The organism is Microvirga soli, from assembly GCF_016734765.1.
Taxonomy (GTDB): domain Bacteria; phylum Pseudomonadota; class Alphaproteobacteria; order Rhizobiales; family Beijerinckiaceae; genus Microvirga; species Microvirga soli.
On the sequence record NZ_JAERQE010000026.1, the window covers coordinates 42,611 to 61,785 of the forward strand.

The 19,175-nt window shown below is 60.9% G+C and carries 15 protein-coding genes and 1 pseudogene; 11 read left to right on the forward strand and 5 right to left on the reverse strand.

Annotation, left to right across the window (positions count from 1 at the left end; genetic code table 11):
- The first annotated feature begins 188 nt into the window (after window positions 1-188).
- From JKL45_RS19395 to JKL45_RS19430, 8 genes are all read left to right on the forward strand, one after another.
- On the forward strand, window positions 189-1,853 hold the full coding sequence (locus tag JKL45_RS19395; RefSeq protein ID WP_201863226.1) for a serine hydrolase domain-containing protein: 1,665 nt from the start codon (window positions 189-191) through the stop codon (window positions 1,851-1,853).
- Window positions 1,854-1,898: 45 nt separating this feature from the next.
- Window positions 1,899-3,497 (forward strand): ABC transporter substrate-binding protein, encoded by a 1,599-nt coding sequence (locus JKL45_RS19400; RefSeq protein WP_201863227.1) that lies wholly within the window; start codon window positions 1,899-1,901, stop codon window positions 3,495-3,497.
- 114 nt (window positions 3,498-3,611) lie between these two features.
- Window positions 3,612-4,601, forward strand: a complete 990-nt coding sequence (locus tag JKL45_RS19405; protein WP_201863228.1) for an ABC transporter permease — start codon at window positions 3,612-3,614, stop codon at window positions 4,599-4,601.
- Complete coding sequence (locus JKL45_RS19410) at window positions 4,594-5,565, forward strand: ABC transporter permease (RefSeq protein WP_201863229.1); 972 nt, start codon at window positions 4,594-4,596, stop codon at window positions 5,563-5,565. Before JKL45_RS19405 ends, JKL45_RS19410 begins: the two co-directional genes overlap by 8 nt.
- Before the next feature lie 8 nt (window positions 5,566-5,573).
- Entirely contained in the window at window positions 5,574-6,572 is a 999-nt protein-coding gene (locus JKL45_RS19415; protein ID WP_201863230.1) for an ABC transporter ATP-binding protein, read from the forward strand.
- The gene (locus JKL45_RS19420; protein ID WP_201863231.1) at window positions 6,569-7,375 is read left to right on the forward strand and encodes an ATP-binding cassette domain-containing protein; all 807 of its coding nucleotides are present in this window, start codon (window positions 6,569-6,571) and stop codon (window positions 7,373-7,375) included. Before JKL45_RS19415 ends, JKL45_RS19420 begins: the two co-directional genes overlap by 4 nt.
- A 76-nt stretch (window positions 7,376-7,451) precedes the next feature.
- Window positions 7,452-8,963 (forward strand): amidohydrolase family protein, encoded by a 1,512-nt coding sequence (locus JKL45_RS19425; protein ID WP_201863232.1) that lies wholly within the window; start codon window positions 7,452-7,454, stop codon window positions 8,961-8,963.
- Entirely contained in the window at window positions 8,960-9,871 is a 912-nt protein-coding gene (locus JKL45_RS19430) for a CobW family GTP-binding protein (RefSeq protein ID WP_201863233.1), read from the forward strand. Before JKL45_RS19425 ends, JKL45_RS19430 begins: the two co-directional genes overlap by 4 nt.
- 85 nt (window positions 9,872-9,956) lie before the next feature.
- Here JKL45_RS19430 and JKL45_RS19435 read toward each other — a convergent pair whose 3' ends face one another.
- Complete coding sequence (locus JKL45_RS19435; protein WP_201863234.1) at window positions 9,957-10,925, reverse strand: IS5 family transposase; 969 nt, start codon at window positions 10,923-10,925, stop codon at window positions 9,957-9,959.
- Between the two features lie 85 nt (window positions 10,926-11,010).
- Here JKL45_RS19435 and JKL45_RS19440 point away from each other — a divergent pair.
- Window positions 11,011-11,565 (forward strand): annotated as a pseudogene (locus JKL45_RS19440) (IS630 family transposase); the annotation flags it as partial.
- Between the two features lie 12 nt (window positions 11,566-11,577).
- Here JKL45_RS19440 and JKL45_RS19445 read toward each other — a convergent pair.
- Genes JKL45_RS19445 through JKL45_RS19460 form a run of 4 tightly spaced genes read right to left on the reverse strand, consistent with a single transcriptional unit; the run spans window position 11,578 to window position 17,598 of the window.
- A complete protein-coding gene (locus JKL45_RS19445) occupies window positions 11,578-12,120 on the reverse strand; it encodes a hypothetical protein (RefSeq protein WP_201863235.1) in 543 nt (180 codons plus the stop codon).
- A 54-nt stretch (window positions 12,121-12,174) separates the two neighbouring features.
- Entirely contained in the window at window positions 12,175-15,435 is a 3,261-nt protein-coding gene (locus tag JKL45_RS19450; protein ID WP_201863236.1) for an error-prone DNA polymerase, read from the reverse strand.
- Complete coding sequence (locus tag JKL45_RS19455; RefSeq protein WP_201863237.1) at window positions 15,432-16,931, reverse strand: Y-family DNA polymerase; 1,500 nt, start codon at window positions 16,929-16,931, stop codon at window positions 15,432-15,434. Before JKL45_RS19455 ends, JKL45_RS19450 begins: the two co-directional genes overlap by 4 nt.
- Window positions 16,864-17,598 carry an ImuA family protein gene (locus JKL45_RS19460; RefSeq protein WP_201863238.1) on the reverse strand — a complete coding sequence of 245 codons (735 nt, stop codon included), beginning with the start codon at window positions 17,596-17,598 and terminating at the stop codon, window positions 16,864-16,866. Before JKL45_RS19460 ends, JKL45_RS19455 begins: the two co-directional genes overlap by 68 nt.
- 370 nt (window positions 17,599-17,968) lie before the next feature.
- Here JKL45_RS19460 and JKL45_RS19465 point away from each other — a divergent pair, with 370 nt between their 5' ends.
- A complete protein-coding gene (locus JKL45_RS19465; RefSeq protein WP_201863239.1) occupies window positions 17,969-18,652 on the forward strand; it encodes a nucleotidyltransferase domain-containing protein in 684 nt (227 codons plus the stop codon).
- Entirely contained in the window at window positions 18,649-19,065 is a 417-nt protein-coding gene (locus JKL45_RS19470; RefSeq protein ID WP_201863240.1) for a hypothetical protein, read from the forward strand. Before JKL45_RS19465 ends, JKL45_RS19470 begins: the two co-directional genes overlap by 4 nt.
- The last annotated feature ends 110 nt before the right edge of the window (window positions 19,066-19,175 follow it).

Below are 19,175 nucleotides of genomic sequence, written 5' to 3' on the forward strand. Positions count from 1 at the left end.
TCAAAACGGATGTGGCGCCCATCGGATAGGTCGCCACCGCTTCTTCGCCTTGGGCGCGAAAATCTCCATACCCGATGATGCGACGGCGACGCCGATGTAAGTCATCGCGGCACTATCACCATGTTTCTTATGCGCAAACAACTTGACTTGATCGTAAACCAAATCCACCGTTTGCGCTATGAGGCCGAATGGCCGTCGTACAGCCAGGCTTCTGGCGCCTTGATGGAGAACTTCCTTTGCGCAATGCCCTCAAAGAAGCACCCTCTGGCGGAGCGGCTAACCTTGCCAGCGAGATCGATGCGCTCTTTGCCCCGTTTACAAAGCCCGGCTCGCCCGGAGCCATAGTCGCGATCACGAAGGATGGCCAGGAAATCTTCTCGGGCAGCTATGGCCTCGCCAACATCAACCACGCAGTTCCGCTCGATCGGAAGTCGATCATTCGCATCGGATCACAGACGAAGCAGTTCACGGTGCTTCTCGCCCTCATGCTCGAGGCCGAGGGCAAGCTGTCGATGGACGATGAGGTCCAAGTTCACATGCCCTGGGTGCCTCGGATGGCTTACCCTGTCACGCTTCGCCACTTGGCCAGCAACACCAGCGGCTTTCGCGACTTCCTGGAGGCCATGATCTTCAGCGGCCTTCCGATCACCTCGCACTCGAACCGTCAGACCGGCCGAGACGTCATCGCCGCCCAGGACGACCTCAACTACGTGCCGGGTGAGCAGATGCTCTACTCGAACACAGGCTTCTTCCTTCTATCGGAGATCATCGAGAAGATTGAGGACGCGTCGTTCGACGAGGTGCTGCACGCCCGGATTACCAAGCCATTGGGCATGGTCGATACGCGCCTGATGGCCCGCGACGGCGAAGTCCAGTCGCGGCTCGCTACCCACTATACGCGGCAGCCGGACGGCAGCTGGCGGCAGCTCCCCTGGGGCATCGTTCTCGGTGGTGAGGGCGGTATGGTGTCAACCCTCGACGACATGCTGATCTGGCAGGCAAATCTCTGGAACCCGCAGGTCGGCACGCCTGCCATGTATGAACGTATGGCGAAGGCGACGGCCTACGCGAACGGCCTCATTAGCCCCTACGGGCTCGGCCTCGTGGTCGGCGAATACCGGGGCCGCCGGGTGGTCGGACACGGCGGCACGGTCGCAGGCGGCAAGTCCGAATCGATGCGCTTCATTGACGACGGTCTCGGTGTTGTGATCATCGCGAACAATGACGCGGCCGCAACCTATTCGCTCGCCCGCCGCATCGGCGATGCCTATTTTGGCGATACGACTGCGGCGCAGCGCATAGAGGATATGGCACCGCTCACAAGGGTCGCTGGCTTCTACCGAGAGGAGGGCGGCACGGACCTTTTCGAGATCATAGTCCAGAACGAGGAGCCGACCTTTGTGAGCGCGGGCGGTCCCGCTCCTTTTGAGCGCGTGGGAGCGAACCGGTTCAAGCCCGAGCGCGGCATTACGGACCTTGTGCTCTCGCTCAGCGGCGACGGCATCATCGACGCCGAGTGGTGCGGTGCTCCGCGGCGCTATCGCCGCATCGATCGGACGGCGTCCATCAAGCCGCAGGCAATCGCCGGCCGCTATCGTAACGCGAAGCTCGGCCTCGACGTGGAAATCGGCGCCGCGGAAGACGGCCGGAACTCCTTTGTCCTGCGCACGTCCATCGGCGCCCTGCGTGCGGTCCTCACACCGCTCGAGCCGGAACTCTACCTTATGACGGCGGCCGAGGAGGCTGGAGCCCGGCCGGGGCGCTCCTGGTTGGCAAGCATCAAGGTCGAGCCGCAGGGCTTTGTTCTCAATAGCGAGCGCACACGCAATCTGCGCTTCGAAACCGAACGCTGAGGTCCCGCAAAGGACTAAGGTCGACACAACAGAGTGGAGAACATCATGTCGCTCGAAGACCTGTCACCAGCCGAATTCGACCAGCTCTCGCGGGACTACCTGCGCCGGCACACCCTATCGCGTCGCCGTGTCCTTTTTGGGGGCGCGGCTGCCTCGGCTGCCGCGCTCCTTGGACTGCCGGCATTCGCCCAGGCGCCTAAGAAGGGCGGCACTTTCCGGGTGGGGCGGAGCGAGGAGCCCGATACCCTCGACCCGCACAAGACGACGCTGTCGATCTCGTCGATGACGATGCAGCTTGTCCACGAACCGCTCGCTCGCCGCGACGTGAACGGCGGTGTCGTGCCGGCACTCGCGGAGCGCTGGGAGTTCAGCAATGGCAACAAGACCGTCACCTTCTACCTGAAGCCCGGCGCGACCTTCCACGACGGCACGCCAGCGGATGCCGAGGCAGTCGCCTACACGGTTGCCCGTCACATGAGCCCGGCGACGGCGTCGCCGAGCGCCTTCTTCCTTGGGCCCATCGAGCGTGCCGAGGTCATTAACCCGACGACTGTCGCGTATCACTACAAGGAGCCCTTCGTGCCGATCTGGGTCGGCCTTACGCTGGGTTACACGGCGCCCCTCTCCCGCAAAGCTGTCGAGGCACTGGGCGATCGGTTCGGCCGGCAGCCCGTCGGCGCAGGTCCGTTCCGGTTCGTGTCCTGGTCACCGGATCGCGGCATCCGCTTCGAGCGCTACAAGGACTACAAAGTCGGGCCACTGCCCAATGTCGACGCGGTCGAGTTCCTCCATTACCCCGAGGATGCGACACGGCTCGCGGCTCTCGAGACCGGCGAGATTAATGCGATTTACAGCGGCCAGTCGGTGCCGCTCGATGCTGTGCGCCGCCTCAAGGGGCGCGACGACATCACGCTCATCCAGCGGCCGGCTCAGATGATGCGAGCTTTGGCGTTCAACCAGAAGCTAGCGCCGACCAACAATCCAGACGTGCGCAAGGCGCTCTGCCACGCCGTCGACCCGCAGCGGGTCGTGGCGTTCGCGCTCGACAACAACGCCAAGGTTGCGACCACACCGCTGCCGTCCACGATTAAAGGCTTCTCCGAGAAAGCCGCGAGCAAGGGCTATCCATTCGCTCCCGACAAGGCCCGGGCCATGCTCGCTGCGGCGGGGCACGGTAGCGGCCTGCAGCTCAAGATGATCGTCAACGACACGCCGCCGATCCGCCGCACAGCCGAAATCATTCAGGCGCAGCTCCGCGACGTGGGCGTCATGGTGACGGTCGAGAGCATGCCCATCGGCCAGTGGTCCGTGATCTCCAAGAAGGGCGAGCACCACCTCGCGATCAGCACCTATTCGTATCCTGACGCGGACATCGTGTTCCCGGTCTTCCATAGCACGGGCGCTCTGAACCGCACGTTCCAGGACAGCGGCGCGCTCGATCCGCTCATTGAGAAGCAGCGAGTCACGTTTGACGAGGCGGAGCGCATGAGAATTCTGGAGACGATCCAGGACAAAATCATCGCCGAGGCATACTGGAAGCCGATCTTCGAGCCTCTGAATTTCGCCTTGGTCGACCAAAAGGTGATGGGCGTCGAGATGAACCTCGAAGGCGACATCCTGTCGCCTTCGCTCTACCTGGCCTGATGAACGCAGGCCCTTGACCGGGGAGAGCCGCCAGTGACTCTCCCCATGTCGCTCTTTCGCCTTGAGACGAGGCGAGACAATGAGCTTCGAAACGAGCACAGGTCGTGAAGCCATATGCTGAGACTGGTTCTGACGCGTCTCGCCTACGCCGTCCTGGTGATGATCGGGGTGACGTTCGTTGTCGCCTCCCTGATCAAGCTGATCCCCGGCGACCCGGTTGACATCATGGCGGCCGGCAACCCCGGCATGACTGTCGAGGACATGGACAAGCTGCGTCACGAACTCGGTCTGACGCGGCCTATCCTCGAGCAGTTCTTCATCTATGCAAAGAACGCCGTCCTCGGCGATCTCGGCATCTCGATCCGGCAGCGGGTGCCTGCCGCCGGGCTCATCTGGGAGCGCTTGCCCGCCACCGCGGAGCTGGCCTTTTGGGCGATCCTCATCGCGCTGGCGGTGGCAATCCCGATCGGCATCGTGACGGCCCTGAAGCGCGACACCGCCATTGACTACGCGGGCACCGTCGTGGCGGTGCTTGGTGTGTCAGTGCCGGGCTTCCTGCTTGGGATCCTCCTTATCCTGGTCTTCTCGGTGAACCTGCGCTGGCTGCCGGCCTCGGGCTTCCGCGGCTCGGCGCTGGCGTCGATTCCGAGCGCCATCGCGTCGGGCGATCCGAGCATCTTCTGGAACGCCTTCCGCTACTTCATCCTGCCGTCGATCTCGCTTGCCTTCGTGCTCGTCGCCATCAACGCGCGTCTCGTGCGCTCCTCGATGATCGAGGTTCTGCAGCAAGATTATATCACCTTCGCGCGTGCCAAGGGCCTGCCGATCCGGATCATCTATCTGCGCCATGCTCTCCGCAACGCACTGCTGCCGGTGCTGACGGTAGTCGGTCTGCAGCTCGGCTCGCTTCTCTCCGGCACCATTGTCATTGAGACGGTCTTTGCTTGGCCCGGCATCGGGCGCCTCGCCGTGCAGGCGGTGCACTGGCGCGACTATCCGCTGATCCAAGCCGTTGTGCTGATCTCCGCCCTCTTGTTCGTGTTCCTCAACCTGGTGGTCGACCTTCTCTATCGGTGGATCGATCCGAGGGCCCATCATGGCTAATGCGCACAATCTCACCCCGATCGATCCGGCCGACAGCCTCAGCGTCACGCTTGCGGATCCAACCGCCCACCCGCGCCAAACTGCCGCTGCTGCATTCCCCGTCGAAACGGCCGGCACGCGCATCCGTCAGGCACTCCTGCGAAGCGCGAAGGGCATGACCGGCCTAGCCCTGATCCTTCTAGTGCTGCTCGTCGCTCTGCTGGCGCCGATGATCGTGCCGCACGATCCCGCCGCGCAAATTCTCGAATGGCGCTTCGCGCCTCCCGCCTGGGCTGCGGAAGGCTCGGTGACGAACCTTCTTGGTGGTGACAATCTCGGGCGCGACATTCTCACAAGAGTTCTGCTCGGCGCCCGAGTTTCGATCGCTGTGGCACTCATCGTGGTCAGCATCGCGAGTGTGGTCGGCTCCCTGCTCGGAGCCGTGGCCGGCTATTTCGGCGGCGTCGTCGATGCGGTTATCATGCGCCTCATCGACTTCCAGCTCGCTTTCCCGTTCCTGCTGCTGGCGCTGATCTTCATGGCGATCCTCGGCCCGGGCTTCTCGACGCTCGTGCTCGCCCTCTCATTCGCCCTCTGGATCAACTTCGCCCGGGTGGTGCGCAGCGAGACCTTGCGCATCCGCAGCCTCGAATTCATTGACGCGGCGCACTCCATCGGCGTTTCGCACTCTCGGATCATCATGAGTCACGTGCTCCCGAATGTGCTGCCGGCGATCATCGTCATCGCGACCCTGGACATTGCCCTCGTCATTATTGCGGAAGCGGCCCTAAGCTTCCTCGGCCTCGGCGTGCAGCCGCCGACACCCTCCTGGGGTCTCATGATCAGCGAGGGACGCGACTTCCTCCACGATGCGCCCTGGATGGTGCTCGGTCCCGGCATCGCGGTGCTGCTCACCTCCATCGGCATCAATCTCTTCGGCGACTTCCTGCGGGACATCTACGATCCCCGTCTCCAGCGTCTGTGAACCAGCTTATGGCGAACCCGCTCCTGACCGTCAGTAATCTTTCCGTAGAGTACCCGACACGCCACGGTTGGCTTCGGGCAGTGAACGACGTGTCGCTCGAGCTCGCCCCGGGAATGGCGCTTGGCGTTGTGGGTGAGAGTGGCAGTGGCAAGTCGACTCTCGGCCAGGCGCTCATGGGCCTCACCGGCGCCTCGCAGGCGCGGGTCGGGGGGCGCATAACCTTTGACGGCCAAGACATCACCGGCCTAACCAACAAGGCTTGGCGACGGATCCGCGGCGACCGGATTGCTATGGTGTTCCAGGACCCCACCTCGACCCTTAACCCGGTACTGCGCATCGGGGACCAAATCGCCGAAGTCTTTCAGTGGCATCGGCCGGACATGCCTCAGACCGAGGTGCGTCGGCGAACGCTCGGGATGCTAGAACGGGTGGGGATCCGCGAAGCCGAGCGGCGGCTCCGCAGCTATCCGCACGAACTGTCGGGCGGCATGCGGCAGCGTGTGGTCATCGCCTGCGCGCTGGCTCTTGAGCCGGCCCTGCTCATCGCCGACGAACCGACGACGGCTCTCGACGTCACTGTGCAAGCACAGATCCTCGATCTGATGCGCGATCTCATCATCGAGCGCGGCACGGCGATGATCCTCATCAGCCACGATCTCGACGTGATCGGCGACACCTGCGATGCAGTGGCTGTTATGTATGCGGGCCGAGTCGTGGAGTTCGGCGCCACTGACGACGTCTTGGCGGCGCCGCAGCACCCCTACACCAAAGGGCTCCTCGCATCGCGACCGCGTTTTGGTCACAACCAAGCCGTAGCGCCGATCGCCGGAACCGTGCCGGACCTGCGATCGATCGGGACTGCCTGCGCATTCCAGCCCCGATGTGCCCAAGCGGTCGATCTCTGCGGCAGGGAAGGGCCCCCCTTGCAAGGCTTCGTTGCAACGGACTCAGCGAAGGTTCCGCACCGGGTCGCCTGCCACGTGGTCCACCAGGAGCCGCGGTCATGAACGGCGCTCTGCTCGAGGTGGATAACCTCAAGAAGACCTTCGTCCTTCCGCACAGCCTTTTCGAGAAGCCGAGAACCGTGACAGCCGTTAACGGTGTAAGCTTCACGATCACGGCTGGCGAAACCTTCGGGCTCGTAGGCGAGAGTGGTAGCGGAAAGTCCACCATCGGCCGCCTGATTGCTCGATTGGCCGATCCGAGCGGCGGCCGGATCACATTCGGCGGTCAGGATTGGTTGAGCCTGAAGGGAAAGGGGCTGCGGCAGGCGCGCAGGCAAGTGCAGATGGTCTTCCAGAGTCCATATGCCTCCTTGGACCCTCGCTGGCGGGTCATCGACATTGTGGCGGAGCCGCTGCGCACGCATCTTGATCTCGGCAAAGACGAACTGCGGGAGCGCTGCGCCACGCTGCTCGACCGGGTGGGCCTCAGCTCCAACCTCATGGATCGCTACCCTCATCAGTTCTCAGGCGGCCAGAAGCAGCGCATTGCCATAGCGCGCGCCATCGCCTTAGAGCCCGCATTGTTAATTGCCGACGAGCCCGTCTCGGCCCTCGACGTTTCTATCCAAGCCCAAGTGCTAGAAGTGCTGCGCGAGGTGCGCCGGACGAGCAACCTCGCGATGATCTTCATCTCGCACGACCTATCAGTGGTGGATTACTTGTGCGAGCGGGTCGGCGTGCTCTGCCAAGGCAGCCTCGTCGAGATCGGGCCGACCCGAGAGATCTTCTCCACCCCCAAACAGGCCTATACTCAGTCTCTCATCGACGCCCTCCCAGGCAGGCGCCGATTCCAGCAGCAGATCTGAGGTAATTGCTCTTTCATGTTGTGCTTTCTCTATGATTCCTTTCTAAATTCTTAGCGGCCACAAGAAGGACTCGCTCATGTCGTTGTCGTCAGAACTATTCGATATCGTCATACGAGGTGGAAGGATCCTCGATCCTGAAACTGGACAAGACAGGGTAGCAGATGTCGGCATCTCACAGGATCGCATCACAATGATTGGTCAGAACCTCCCTGCGGGCGTACGCGAGATCGACGCTGCGGGCCTCGTCGTGGCGCCCGGATTTATCGATCTTCACGCACATGGCCAGTCCATCCCTGCAGACAGGATGCAGGCGTTCGATGGCGTCACGACAGCATTAGAGCTGGAACTTGGAGCTCTGCCCGTCGGAGCATGGTATGAGGAACAGAGTAAGTCCGGCCGCATACTGAACTATGGCACAGCCGCCGCATGGATGTTCGCCCGCAAGGCCGTGATGATTGGGCTTGAGCTGGACGGGAAGTCGACCCCGATGGAGCTTATGGGGGCGGGAGTGGATGACATGCGCTGGTCGTCGGATACCGCTGCCGACGAACAAGTCGATCAGATCGTGGCGCTCGTGCGCGAAGGGTTAGATCAAGGAGCTATTGGCATCGGGATTCCAAATGGCTATGCGCCGGGTGGGGGTGTTAAGGAAATGACCGCAATCTGCGAGCTAGCGGCGCAATACGGAACGCCCACCTTCACCCACATTCCTTACGCGTCGAACATCGACCCAATGAGCTCGATTGAGTCGTATGTACGACTCATCGGTCTTGCTGGTGCGACTTGCGCGCACATGCACATATGTCACCTCAACAGTACCAGCCTGCAAGAGGTCGAGCATGCCGCAGATTTAATCCGAAAGGCTCAGGAACAAGGTTTGCCGATCACCACGGAGGCCTATCCCTACGGAACTGGATCGACTGTCATCAGCGCGAGTTTCTTCATGGATCCGGACTTCCCAGAGCGCACGGGTACCGACTACCGTTCCATTCAGGTTGTTAGCACGGGCAAGCGATTCGATAGTCGAGAAGAACTTGCAGCCGCGCGAGCGAAGGATCCAAAAGCACTGATCCTCTGGCATTTCCTTGATACAGAACAGAATCCTCGCGACCGCGAGCTTCTAGACATTTCAGTTATGTATCCAGGCGGGGCAATCGCTTCAGATGCCGTGCCGTGGAGCAACCCGGACGGATCGATTTACGCCGGCGACGAGTGGCCCCTCGGTTCGGACAAGACATCGCATCCACGCTCCTCAGGCACCTACACACGCTTCCTTCGCGAGTGGGTGCGTGAGCGCAATGCAGTACCCCTGATGGAAGCGATCGCGAAGTGCAGCCTCATACCGGCACAAATCATGGAAGGGTGCGCCCCGCAATTTCGGCGCAAAGGTCGGCTTCAGGAAGGCTGTGATGCCGATATCGTGGTCTTCGACCTCGAGGCCGTAAGCGACCGCGCGAGCTTTGAGCAGATGTACCTGCCAGCAGAGGGTATGGTCCATGTGCTGGTCAATGGCCGATCCGTGATTAGTAATGGCCAGCTCGACACGTCCGTCGCACCAGGCCGACCGATCATGCGGGAAGAGAGATGACGACGCCTGTCCTGGTCGTCACCGGATTTTTGGGAGCTGGGAAGACCACCTTTATCAACTCCGTGCTGGAGATGGCGCAAGGCCGACGCATCGCAGCAATCGTCAACGACTTCGGTGCGATCAACATTGATGCCGAGCTCATTGTCGGAAGAACTGATACGGTTGTGGGCCTTAAAAATGGCTGCATTTGCTGCTCGCTGCAGGGCGATCTCCTGCGCACGTTGAGGTTGGTTTTGACGCGTGAGCCGGCGCCTGAGACAATCGTAATTGAGGCAAGCGGCGTTGCCGATCCGACAGGCATTACCCAAGCGCTGATGGATCCCATTCTGTGGAAAAGCGCCCGGCAGGATGCAGTCGTATGCGTCGTAGACGCTACCGATCTCCGTTCAAATCCGGCGCGTATGAACGATGATCTGTGGCGTGCACAGCTTGCGGCAGCAAGCATTATCGTCATATCGAAGACGGTAGGTGAGTCAGATGAGGCTCGTGCACTCGCGGCTAGACTCTCGCCTTCGGGCATCCCGCCGGTGTTCGATCTCGGACGGGAAACCGTTCCACCAGAGGTTCTCTTCGGCGGTGGCCATCCCTCCTCGCCCTTCGTCGCCACCGCACCTTCAGGGCCGATCGACACCGGCCGTTTCGTGACTGTCGAGTGGCAGGTGCCGGGGCCGGTTTCGCTACAGGGGCTGCACGCGGTCATCGAGGAGTTTGCGCCAGCACTTGTGCGTGCGAAGGGGATCTTGCGTTTCCGTGAGAAGCCGGGCCAGCATTTCCTGCTGCAGATGGTCGGTCGGCGCGTGATACTGGAGCCCGCCCCTGATCTTTCAGGTGATTGCCGCCTTGTGCTGATCGGCGAGACTGGACGACTGGATACGGTCGAGGTTCGCGATCGTCTCGATGGAATCTAAACGGTTTGTCACGAACTCGAACGGTTGTGTTGGACTTTGGTGCGTAATTCAGATGTGGGTCGCGTTGATGCCCTGCCATCAGGGCTCAGGTGATGCGCTGGGACACCGGCATGCCAAGGCGGGTCATGACGTTGAGGACCTTGCAGCCGGCCGCGGCCTCAGCCTTTTGCGTCGGCAGAGTCCGGGCGTGGAGGCGACGACCAATCACGGTCTTGTAGCGCATCATCGCCACCTCGCCCAACGACCGCCGGCCATAGTTGGCAGCCTTCTGCCAGCCGAGTCGCCCACGCTCCTGGATCATCCGGAGGTGCCGGTCCCTCTGGGTGGGTGCCGTCTCGGCCGTGTCGCTAGGCACTGCTGTTGATCGTGGTGGAATGATCACCGCAGCGGCAGGATCCCGCTCGGCGATGATACAGTAGACAGGAGCACCGTCGTATGCGCCGTCCGCCGTGACCGAGGCGATTGGGCCCGAGATTTGGTCGAGCAACGGTCCGACCTGCGAGGCATCGCCGTCTTCGACGGTGGTCAGCTCTGAAGCAAGGATCTCGCCGGTGTCAGGATCAACAGCCAGGTGGAGCTTGCGCCAAGTCCGGCGCCCTTGGCCGTCATGCTTCTCGCGCTGCCACTCGCCGGCCCCGAACACCTTCAGGCCAGTGGAGTCGATCACCACGTTCACGCGGCCAGTTGCTGGTCTCACCGCCTTGGCAACAGTCAGGTCGACGCTGCGGCGAGAGAAGGTGGTGTGATCGGGGACTGAGAGGTCCAGGCCGAGGAGACGCAGGATTGAGGCCAGCATCCCTTCGGTCTGGCGCCACGGCCGCCCAAAAGCCAACCGCAGCATCAGGCCCGTCTCAATAGCAATCGCGGAGTATAGCTGTGGTCGACCGCGCCGGCCGGTGGATGCCCGCGTCCATGCCTCGATGGCTTCGGCCGTCACCCAGATGGTCAAGTCGCCTCGGCGGCGCAACGCGGCATCGTAGTCCCGCCAGTTCTGCACGCGGTAGCGGGCCCTTGGAATCCTGTGGCGGCGCTTTTCATTGATCTTGTAGGGCATGCGGCTCTCAGCTTCAGAGGACCGCCTCTATACCTGACGGCCAGCCCTACACGACACCCTGGACCGATTTATGCACCAACGTCTCTGGCACACCCACCGTCAGCCGAGCATGCGCGAGCAGCCGCACCGCTTGATCTTTCTCGATGAGACCTACGTCAACACCAAGATGACGCGCCTGCGCGGGCGCTCGCGCTGGGGCCAGCGCCTGCGCATGAGCGCGCCCTTCGGCCATTGGAAAACCCACACATTCATCGCAGGGCTGCGGTGCAGTGAGCTGAGCGCGCCGTGGGTGATTGATGGTCCGATCACCCGGTTGGCGTTTGAGGCTTACATCGAGACCCAACTCGCGCCGACGCTGCACGAAGGTGACGTAGTCATTCTCGACAACCTTGCGGTCCACAAGAGCAACAAGGCCGTGCAGTGTCTGAAGCAAAGAGGCGCCTGGTTCCTGTTCCTGCCGGCTTATTCGCCCGACATGAACCCAATTGAGCAGGCCTTCGCTAAGATTAAATCCCACCTGCGTAAGGCCGAAGCCCGAACCTTTGACGCGCTCTGGCACGCCCTCGGCGACATCTGCAACCTCTTCGAGCCGCAAGAATGCTGGAACTTCCTCAAGGCCGCCGGATATGCGTCCGTTTAATCGTCCGATGCTCTAGACCCCCGCGATAACATCCTCAATATCTTGGTTCGTGAGGAGCGCGCCAGGTTTAAGGGCCTCCGCGAGCGCGAGGACTTTGGCTTGATGGGATCGCACTATCGTCCATGCCTGCTCGTGGCATTTGCGGAAAGTACGCCCCCAGAGAGCGTCCGCTTGTTTGGGCGCAAGCCCCGGCGATAGGGTGTGAAGCAGTGCGAAGAAGGTCGGGATGTCCTCGCCGCTGCGCGCTACAACGTAGGCTGCTCCATTGACGACTAAGCCTTCCGCCGCGATGCCTCCGAGTATTGCCGTCAGGTAATCGGATGCCGCATCCACGGCGAGCTCGAAAAGCTTGTCAGCCTGAATTGTGTCAGCTTCGAAAGCGCGCCGAGCCGAGCCAATCCTGGCCATCTGTGCTGCGGTTATACTGAATTGAGCGCCGCCAGCGCCGCTAACCGCCTGCACACTCGTAACCTCAAGACCCAGCTCACGCGCCACAATGACGTGGCCAGCCTCATGCAGATAGATCGCTTCGGGGTGGTCTGACGGTAATGACATTTAAACTCTCGTTCGTAGTTGGAATGGAAACCGGGCTATAACAACTCGGGATCTCTAATGGAAATTCCGGACAGGGATCCGGATTTGCGTCTCAGACGAATGCTCGTCTCCAAGCGTCACAGGTGACCGGTTTGGATCCGTCGATTGAGGACGGAGCAAGTCGCGCGTCCCAATCTTTGCCTCATCTCCACGGCCTGTCTCGACCTGAAGTGTCTGGTCGCGGTCACCAACGCTGCGCAGTAGGGGTGACAGGTCTATGAGGTGCTCGGCGATGATATGCGTTACGCCTCCCTCCCTCTGGAGCCGCCCACGACAGCCAATCATTCCGGACGAAAGGATCAGGCGGCGCTGCTTTTCAAACAGAGAGGGCCATATCACGAAGTTCGCAACGTCGGTCTCATCTTCGACCGTCATGAACATGACGCCCTTGGCTGACCCCGGTTTCTGTCGCACCAAAACCATCCCAGCCACCGTGAGCCGTCGGCCGTCGCGCATCATCCGGATAGCCGAGCAGCGATGAATGCGCTGCTGGCGTAATTCCTCTCGGAGGAATGCCATTGGGTGCTGGCGCAGGGTCAGTCCCTTCGATCGATAATCCTCAACGACCTCTCGGCCCTCGGTCATTGGCGTGAGCTCCACCAGGGGCTCCGAGCCTTCCGGCCGGATCTGATTATCCCGCTCGTCGGCCGCGGCGAACAGCGGGAGCGGCTCATCCGAGAGGCCTCTGATCTCCCAGAGAGCAGCTCTCCTGTTTATCCGAATTGATCCAAAAGCGTCCGCGTCAGCCAGGCGCTCGAGTGCCGTTACCGAGATCCCAGCCCGACGCCAAAGATCCTCAATCGAAGTGAATGGATGATCTGCCTGAGCCAGTGGGATCATGGCCGCCTCAGAGTTCTTCAATCCCGCGACGAGCCTTAGCCCGAGACGCACCGCATACCGCTTCAGGTCGCGCGTCGGCTCCAGAGTGCAGTCCCATCGGGAGTGATTAATATCTACCGGGCGGACCTCGACGCCATGGTTTCGAGCATCGCGGACGAGCTGCGCGGGCGCGTAGAACCCCATCGGCTGGGCGTTGAGGATCGCACAGCAGAACACGTCCGGGTGGTGGCATTTCATCCAGGATGAGGCATAGGCAATCTTGGCGAAAGAGGCGGCATGGCTCTCCGGGAAGCCATAGGATCCGAACCCTTCGAGCTGCTTGAAGGTACGCTCGGCAAACTCCGGGTCGTAGCCCCGAGCGGTCATCCCGCTCACGAGCTTATCCCGAAATTTGGTAACGCCCGCCGTCAGCTTGAACGTTGCCATCGCCCGTCTGAGTTGGTCCGCCTCGGATGGTGTGAACCCGGCACATTCGATCGCCACTCGCATAGCCTGCTCCTGAAAGAGCGGCACTCCGAGTGTCTTTTCCAGAACCCGCTGAAGCTCGGGCCGGGGATATTCCGGCTCCTCGTGACCCTCCCGGCGCCGGAGATAAGGATGCACCATATCACCCTGGATCGGACCCGGCCGAACGATCGCCACCTGAATGACGAGGTCATAGAAGATCTTCGGCTTGATGCGAGGAAGCATCGCCATCTGGGCCCGGCTTTCGATTTGGAATACGCCAACGGTGTCGGCCTTCTGGATCATCGAATAGGTCGGGCCGTCGTTCATCGGGATTGTGGCAATCTCCCGTTCCTCCCCTTTATACTCCCGCAAGAGATCGAAGGCTCGGCGCATGCAGCCGAGCATGCCAAGGCCCAGAACATCCACCTTCATGAATTTGAGGGTATCGATATCGTTCTTATCCCACTCGATCACCTGGCGGTTTTCCATCGCGGCCGGCTCGATCGGAACAAGGTCATCCAGACGCTCTTGAGTCAGGACGAAACCGCCGGGGTGCTGAGATAAATGGCGGGGCGCTCCGATCAGCTCGGATGCTAATTCAAGCGTCATCCTCAGCCGCGGATCCTTGAGATTGAGGTTGAGCTCTTTGGCCTCCTTCTCGGTGACGCCATCATTGCCCCAACCCCAAACGAGACCGGACAGGCCTGCGGTCACGTCCTCCGGCAGCCCCATAACCTTGCCGACTTCCCGCACGGCGCCCCGAGCGCGATAGGTAATCACCACTCCGGTCAGAGCCGACCGATGCCGGCCGTAGGTATCGTAGATCCACTGGATCACTTCCTCTCGGCGCTCGTGCTCGAAGTCCACATCAATGTCCGGCGGCTCGCGTCTCTCCTCGGATACAAAGCGCTCAAAGAGCAGGTCGTGCTCAGTCGGATTGATGGAAGTGATGCCGAGCACATAGCAGACAGCTGAGTTGGCAGCCGAGCCGCGACCCTGGCACAGAATGCCCCGGCCACGAGCGAATTGGACAATGGAGTTGACCGTGAGGAAGTACGGTGCGTATTCCAACTTCTTGATCAGATGAAGCTCATGCCGGATCGTTCCGGCCACAGTATCGGGAATACCGTTAGTGTAGCGCCGGTTCGCTCCCTCCCAGGTCAGGCGCTCCAATTTCTCTTGGGCGGTCTCACCTGGATCGGTCTCGTTGGGATACTGATAGCGCAGCTCGTCCAAGGAAAAGGTGCAGCGGTCGAGAACCTCTTGAACCCGGATGAACGCTCCAGGATGGCGCTCGAACAGACGGTTCATCTCGGCCGGATCTTTGAGATGACGATCCGAATTTCGCTCCAAACGATATCCGGCCGTGTCGATCGTGCACCCCTCCCTGATACATGTCACCACATCCTGCAGCCGGCGACGATCCGGATGGTGATATAGGATGTCACCGAGTGCGACCGTCGGCACCTTCGCGGCTTGGGCAGCCTGCTCGACATAGTGCAGCCTCACGTGTTCGCTCTGGCCGAAACGCCGGATCAGCGCCATATAAGCCCGGTTCCCGAAGGTGGATTTCAGGCGCGACAGGTTGTTCTTGAGGGTGTCGTTAGCTTCGTCGCCCAGGAGGATCGCAAGGAGCCCTTCGTTCCATCGGACAACATCGTCCCATGTGAGAAAGCATTTGCCTTTCCCTCCCCGGCTCTTGCCAACACTGAGCAAGCGGCACAGCCGGGAATAAGCTGAACGATCCATCGGGTAGACCAGGAGCGACGTGCCGTCGGTCAGGTCAAGGCGGCATCCGACGACTAGGCGCACACCTGTCTCCCTTGAGGCTTCATACGCCCGGACGATCCCAGCCAGAGAATTCCGGTCGGCAACTCCTAGCGCCGGTATCCCAAGCAGCTTTGCCTGCTCGAACAATTCAGCCGGGCTGGATGCACCACGGAGGAACGAAAAATGGGTTGTGACCTGCAGGTCGGCATACACCGTCATGCAAAGAACCCGTGCATCCACCAGCGGCCGCCCTCGGTCATCGGCGCGTCGCGAAAGATCCAGAAGCGAGCCCCTTCGGCAGTCTCAAGCCGGTAATAGTCGCGGATCGTTTTCTGTTGATCGCCGAGCCACCACTCGGACGTAATCCGCTCCGGTCCATCGGCTTTGAGGACCTTGTAGCGGACTCGGCGCCAGATGAATGACACTGGCGGGTGATCCGGTAGCAAGGCGGTCGTCATGATTGACTCCGGCGGATCGAGGAGGCGAGTAGGACGGTCCAGATTGTCTGGCCAAGTGGATCCGGACGGCGGGGCAAGGGCCGGAATTTTCCTCGTCATCCTTTCCGGGACGAGGGATTGGACCGGCGCAAGCCGATAGACGCGATCAGCCCCAATTCGCGCGGTCAGCCGATCCACCAGTTGGCTCAGATCGACAGCCTCTTCCTCGTCCTCAATCCCTCTTGCGACCGTCTGCTCTTCAGCAAGCGGTTCGGTACGGTTGGCCACGAGGACGATCTCCTCAATGCCAAAGCCCGGATCGACAGTCTCAATCTTTTCGTCAAACAGCTTCGCCAAGTGAACATGGTCGCGGCTGGCTTTGGCTGTCGCAACCCGGAGCGAAGCGCCTTTCTGATCCACCCTGCGGAAGATCAGGTCGAGCCGGCGGACTCCCTCGCCGCGTCCCTCGAGCGTCTGGCACATCTCTTCTGAGAGCCGTCGCACCACAAGCTTTAGATCGTCCAATCGGCCAATTGGCTCCGCAAAGGCGCGGGAGGCAATAACTGCCTCTTCTGAAAGAATTGGTGTGATCGGCTCAAAGGCATGCCCCAGCGCCTGGTCCAGGCGAAGACTTGCTTCGCGTCCGAAGCGGCGCACCATCGGCGCTCGCGGCATAGCGGCAAGTTGGCCAACACGCTCGACACCCAGGCGGTGCATCGCGCTCACCGTCTCAGGAGAGAGCCGGAGCGCTTGCACGGGCAAGATTGAAACAGCGTCCACAACTCGGCCCGGTGGAATGATCGCGCCCTTTCCGAACCGCGCCACAGCCCATGCGGCGCCTGGCACATCGGCAATCGCCGCACGTGCCTGAATGCCGTTGTTCTCGACACGATCTAGCAGCTTCTTGAGTAGAGATTCCTCACCTCCGAAAAGATGCTCCACTCCGGCGATGTCGATCCAAACGCCGTCCGGGGGATCGGGCGCGACAACAGGAGAAAAGCGTATCAGCCATTCGGCGAGTTGCCTCAGCGATGCATTTTCGCCCTCTGGATCAGCATCAATAATGTGCAGATCTGTCACGATAGCTTGTGCCTTGGCGACAGCCATCCCTTCAATCAGGCCAACCTTTTGCGCGGCCGGACAGGCGGACGCAATCAGCCGGCGGGAGCCCTGCTTGATCACGGTCACAAGCGGCCGCTCGCGCGGTGGATCACCGAACTTGCGTCTGATCCTGTCGGTCGGCCAGGTGGGAAGGAAGAGCGAGACGACCCTGCGCATCGCAGGCCTCCAAAATCCACGAACGGGGTTCCGCACCCCGGCAGCGCACGAGCTCGATCTGCCAGCGGCCGCGTTTAAGACCACCAGCAGGGGCAATTTCTGACGGGACCGGCGACACGCGCCATCGCGTCGAAGCAGCAGTGGGAAGCTTGGTCAGATCCTTCTGGGCGACCGTCCACCAACGTCGGATGACCAAGGCGGGAACTCCTGACGCCTCCGCAGCCACCTGCAGGCGGCGTGAGACGGTAAGGCCGAGCCGTGAGACTTCACCGATGACGGCGCCCAGGCCTTTCTGATGAAGGCCCTCTTCGATGAGAGGCAGAACATCGGCATCACGGCAGGTCTCGGCGTAGATGACGCGATCCGGATTGAGGCCAGCCATCATGAGACCAGGCGCAAACAGATCGCGCCTGGTCAGGCACCAGAGCACCGGCCCTTTGAGACGGGCAGCAATACCAGCGGTAAAAAGGGTTGCGGCTCCAGCAAGCTCTGACGCTGGCCCATTCTCGATTACCTCGTGCAGAGATCCGAGCGTGAGCCCTTTGCTGGGCAGGTGCCTGTCGAGAGAGGGAATGCCAAACGGAAGAGCCTTGCGCGGGCGGTAAGTCCCGTCGAGCTTCTCGATCTGACGCCTCAGGTCGTCGATGACCTCGCGTCCGGTGGCCATAGATCAAGCTCACCTCCCTCCTGCGACAAAATGGAACAAAACCAGAACATAGCTCAACGTGGGGAGTCAACGTGAGGTCCGGCTGAGGGCCTGTGGATATCGGGGAGGAGTGTGTTGCCTTAGCAGGCAAAGTGTAGTTGCCCCGGCGATCCAATCGCCAACTGGAAAGTTTCACGGGCGCGCGTTAAACCCGCCGTACACCATATCATTTCTCGTCTGAGGAGTGATCCGGCATAGAGCGCTGATGCTCGCAGAACTCATATTCGATTGGTTTGCCACTCACCCTAGCCCCTCGCCGAGGCACATCAAGCATCCTGGAGCCAATTGCCGGAAGAAACCATAGTTGCTACAAGGAAACTATAATTTCCTTATGGGAACCAATGTTGGTATGAGGATGATATCTTCCAAAGGTTTTTTCAGGCATCCGCTCTCGACAATCCTCGCGAACGAGGGGCACGTCAGAGTATTGCGGGAACTCAGCAGTCATGGAGGGTTGCTCTCGGTGACAGGACTGGCCGCCCGAACTGCGCTCACACCGCAAGGGGTCAGGAAAATCTTGGACTTGCTTGTGGACTGCGGGGCGGTCGCGATGCTGGGACAGGCTAAAACTCGCCTGTACGGCATCGGTACCCATCCGATCATGGAATCGATCGTGAGGCTGTTCGAGGAGGAGGAGAATGCATACTCCGGTGCAATCAAACTCCTGAGGGAATGCGTCGGAGAGAACGAGGGCGTCATTGCCGCGTGGATCTACGGCAGCGTGGCCCGTGGCGAGGATCGGCCGAACAGCGACATCGATATTGCGATCGTGACCTTGGATACCGAGCTTGAACGAGTTACTGAGGAAGTGCGAAGTGCAATCGACGAGTTAGTGGATCGACTTCCGTTTCCCGCCTCAATCGTGAGCCTCGGCAAAAGCGACATCCCAGCTCGCTCCAAGACCACGAAGTGGTGGGAGAGCCTGCTTAAGGAGGCCATAGTCCTCAAGGGGGATCGGCCGGATGTACTTATTCGCAAAATAACTGCTTCGAATAGCCAGGGGACGCATAGATGACCCGCAAGGGAACCGGAAAGCCCGTAGGTGCAGCCCATGCCAACGGGCGGCTCGCGAACGGCCGTGACTACAAGGAAGCTGCGGCGAGATTGATGAGCCTCATCAACCCCGGTGAGAACACGAACCCCATCATTTCCCACATCGTTACGGCGTCGATTGCGTACGCAGATGCACTGACTGCAAAATTCGGCGGAGAGGTCAACCAGAAGGACCACGGGGCTCTACTGAAGCACCTTCGCGCCGCGCTGGGCAACCGCCTGCCGCAAAAGCAACTCAAGAACCTCCAAAGCATCTTGGGCGTAAAGGACGAAGTCCAGTATGGGGTCAGGATCGGTCGCAGCGAAGAGGCCGTAAAGCTCCTCGCTCAGCTCGAGGAGTTCGCAACTTGGGCGGAGGACGAATTCAGTCGGTGACGCTCCGCGCTAAGCGAAGCTCTCGAACTATAGCTTAAAAATTCTGATCCCTACTGGATCGGGACGACCCGGGTTAGAGGTGCGACAGAACGAAAAGAAGGGAAGGGGAC

Coding starts and splice junctions, on each gene's coding strand:
- JKL45_RS19425 (WP_201863232.1), top strand. CDS start 7,452: ATGTCGTTGTCGTCAGAACTATTCGATATCGTCATACGAGGTGGAAGG.
- JKL45_RS19405 (WP_201863228.1), top strand. CDS start 3,612: ATGCTGAGACTGGTTCTGACGCGTCTCGCCTACGCCGTCCTGGTGATG.
- JKL45_RS19450 (WP_201863236.1), bottom strand. CDS start 15,435: ATGACGGTGTATGCCGACCTGCAGGTCACAACCCATTTTTCGTTCCTC.
- JKL45_RS19400 (WP_201863227.1), top strand. CDS start 1,899: ATGTCGCTCGAAGACCTGTCACCAGCCGAATTCGACCAGCTCTCGCGG.
- JKL45_RS19435 (WP_201863234.1), bottom strand. CDS start 10,925: ATGCCCTACAAGATCAATGAAAAGCGCCGCCACAGGATTCCAAGGGCC.
- JKL45_RS19395 (WP_201863226.1), top strand. CDS start 189: ATGGCCGTCGTACAGCCAGGCTTCTGGCGCCTTGATGGAGAACTTCCT.
- JKL45_RS19430 (WP_201863233.1), top strand. CDS start 8,960: ATGACGACGCCTGTCCTGGTCGTCACCGGATTTTTGGGAGCTGGGAAG.
- JKL45_RS19465 (WP_201863239.1), top strand. CDS start 17,969: ATGGGAACCAATGTTGGTATGAGGATGATATCTTCCAAAGGTTTTTTC.
- JKL45_RS19460 (WP_201863238.1), bottom strand. CDS start 17,598: ATGGCCACCGGACGCGAGGTCATCGACGACCTGAGGCGTCAGATCGAG.
- JKL45_RS19470 (WP_201863240.1), top strand. CDS start 18,649: ATGACCCGCAAGGGAACCGGAAAGCCCGTAGGTGCAGCCCATGCCAAC.
- JKL45_RS19420 (WP_201863231.1), top strand. CDS start 6,569: ATGAACGGCGCTCTGCTCGAGGTGGATAACCTCAAGAAGACCTTCGTC.
- JKL45_RS19415 (WP_201863230.1), top strand. CDS start 5,574: ATGGCGAACCCGCTCCTGACCGTCAGTAATCTTTCCGTAGAGTACCCG.
- JKL45_RS19410 (WP_201863229.1), top strand. CDS start 4,594: ATGGCTAATGCGCACAATCTCACCCCGATCGATCCGGCCGACAGCCTC.
- JKL45_RS19455 (WP_201863237.1), bottom strand. CDS start 16,931: ATGCGCAGGGTCGTCTCGCTCTTCCTTCCCACCTGGCCGACCGACAGG.
- JKL45_RS19445 (WP_201863235.1), bottom strand. CDS start 12,120: ATGTCATTACCGTCAGACCACCCCGAAGCGATCTATCTGCATGAGGCT.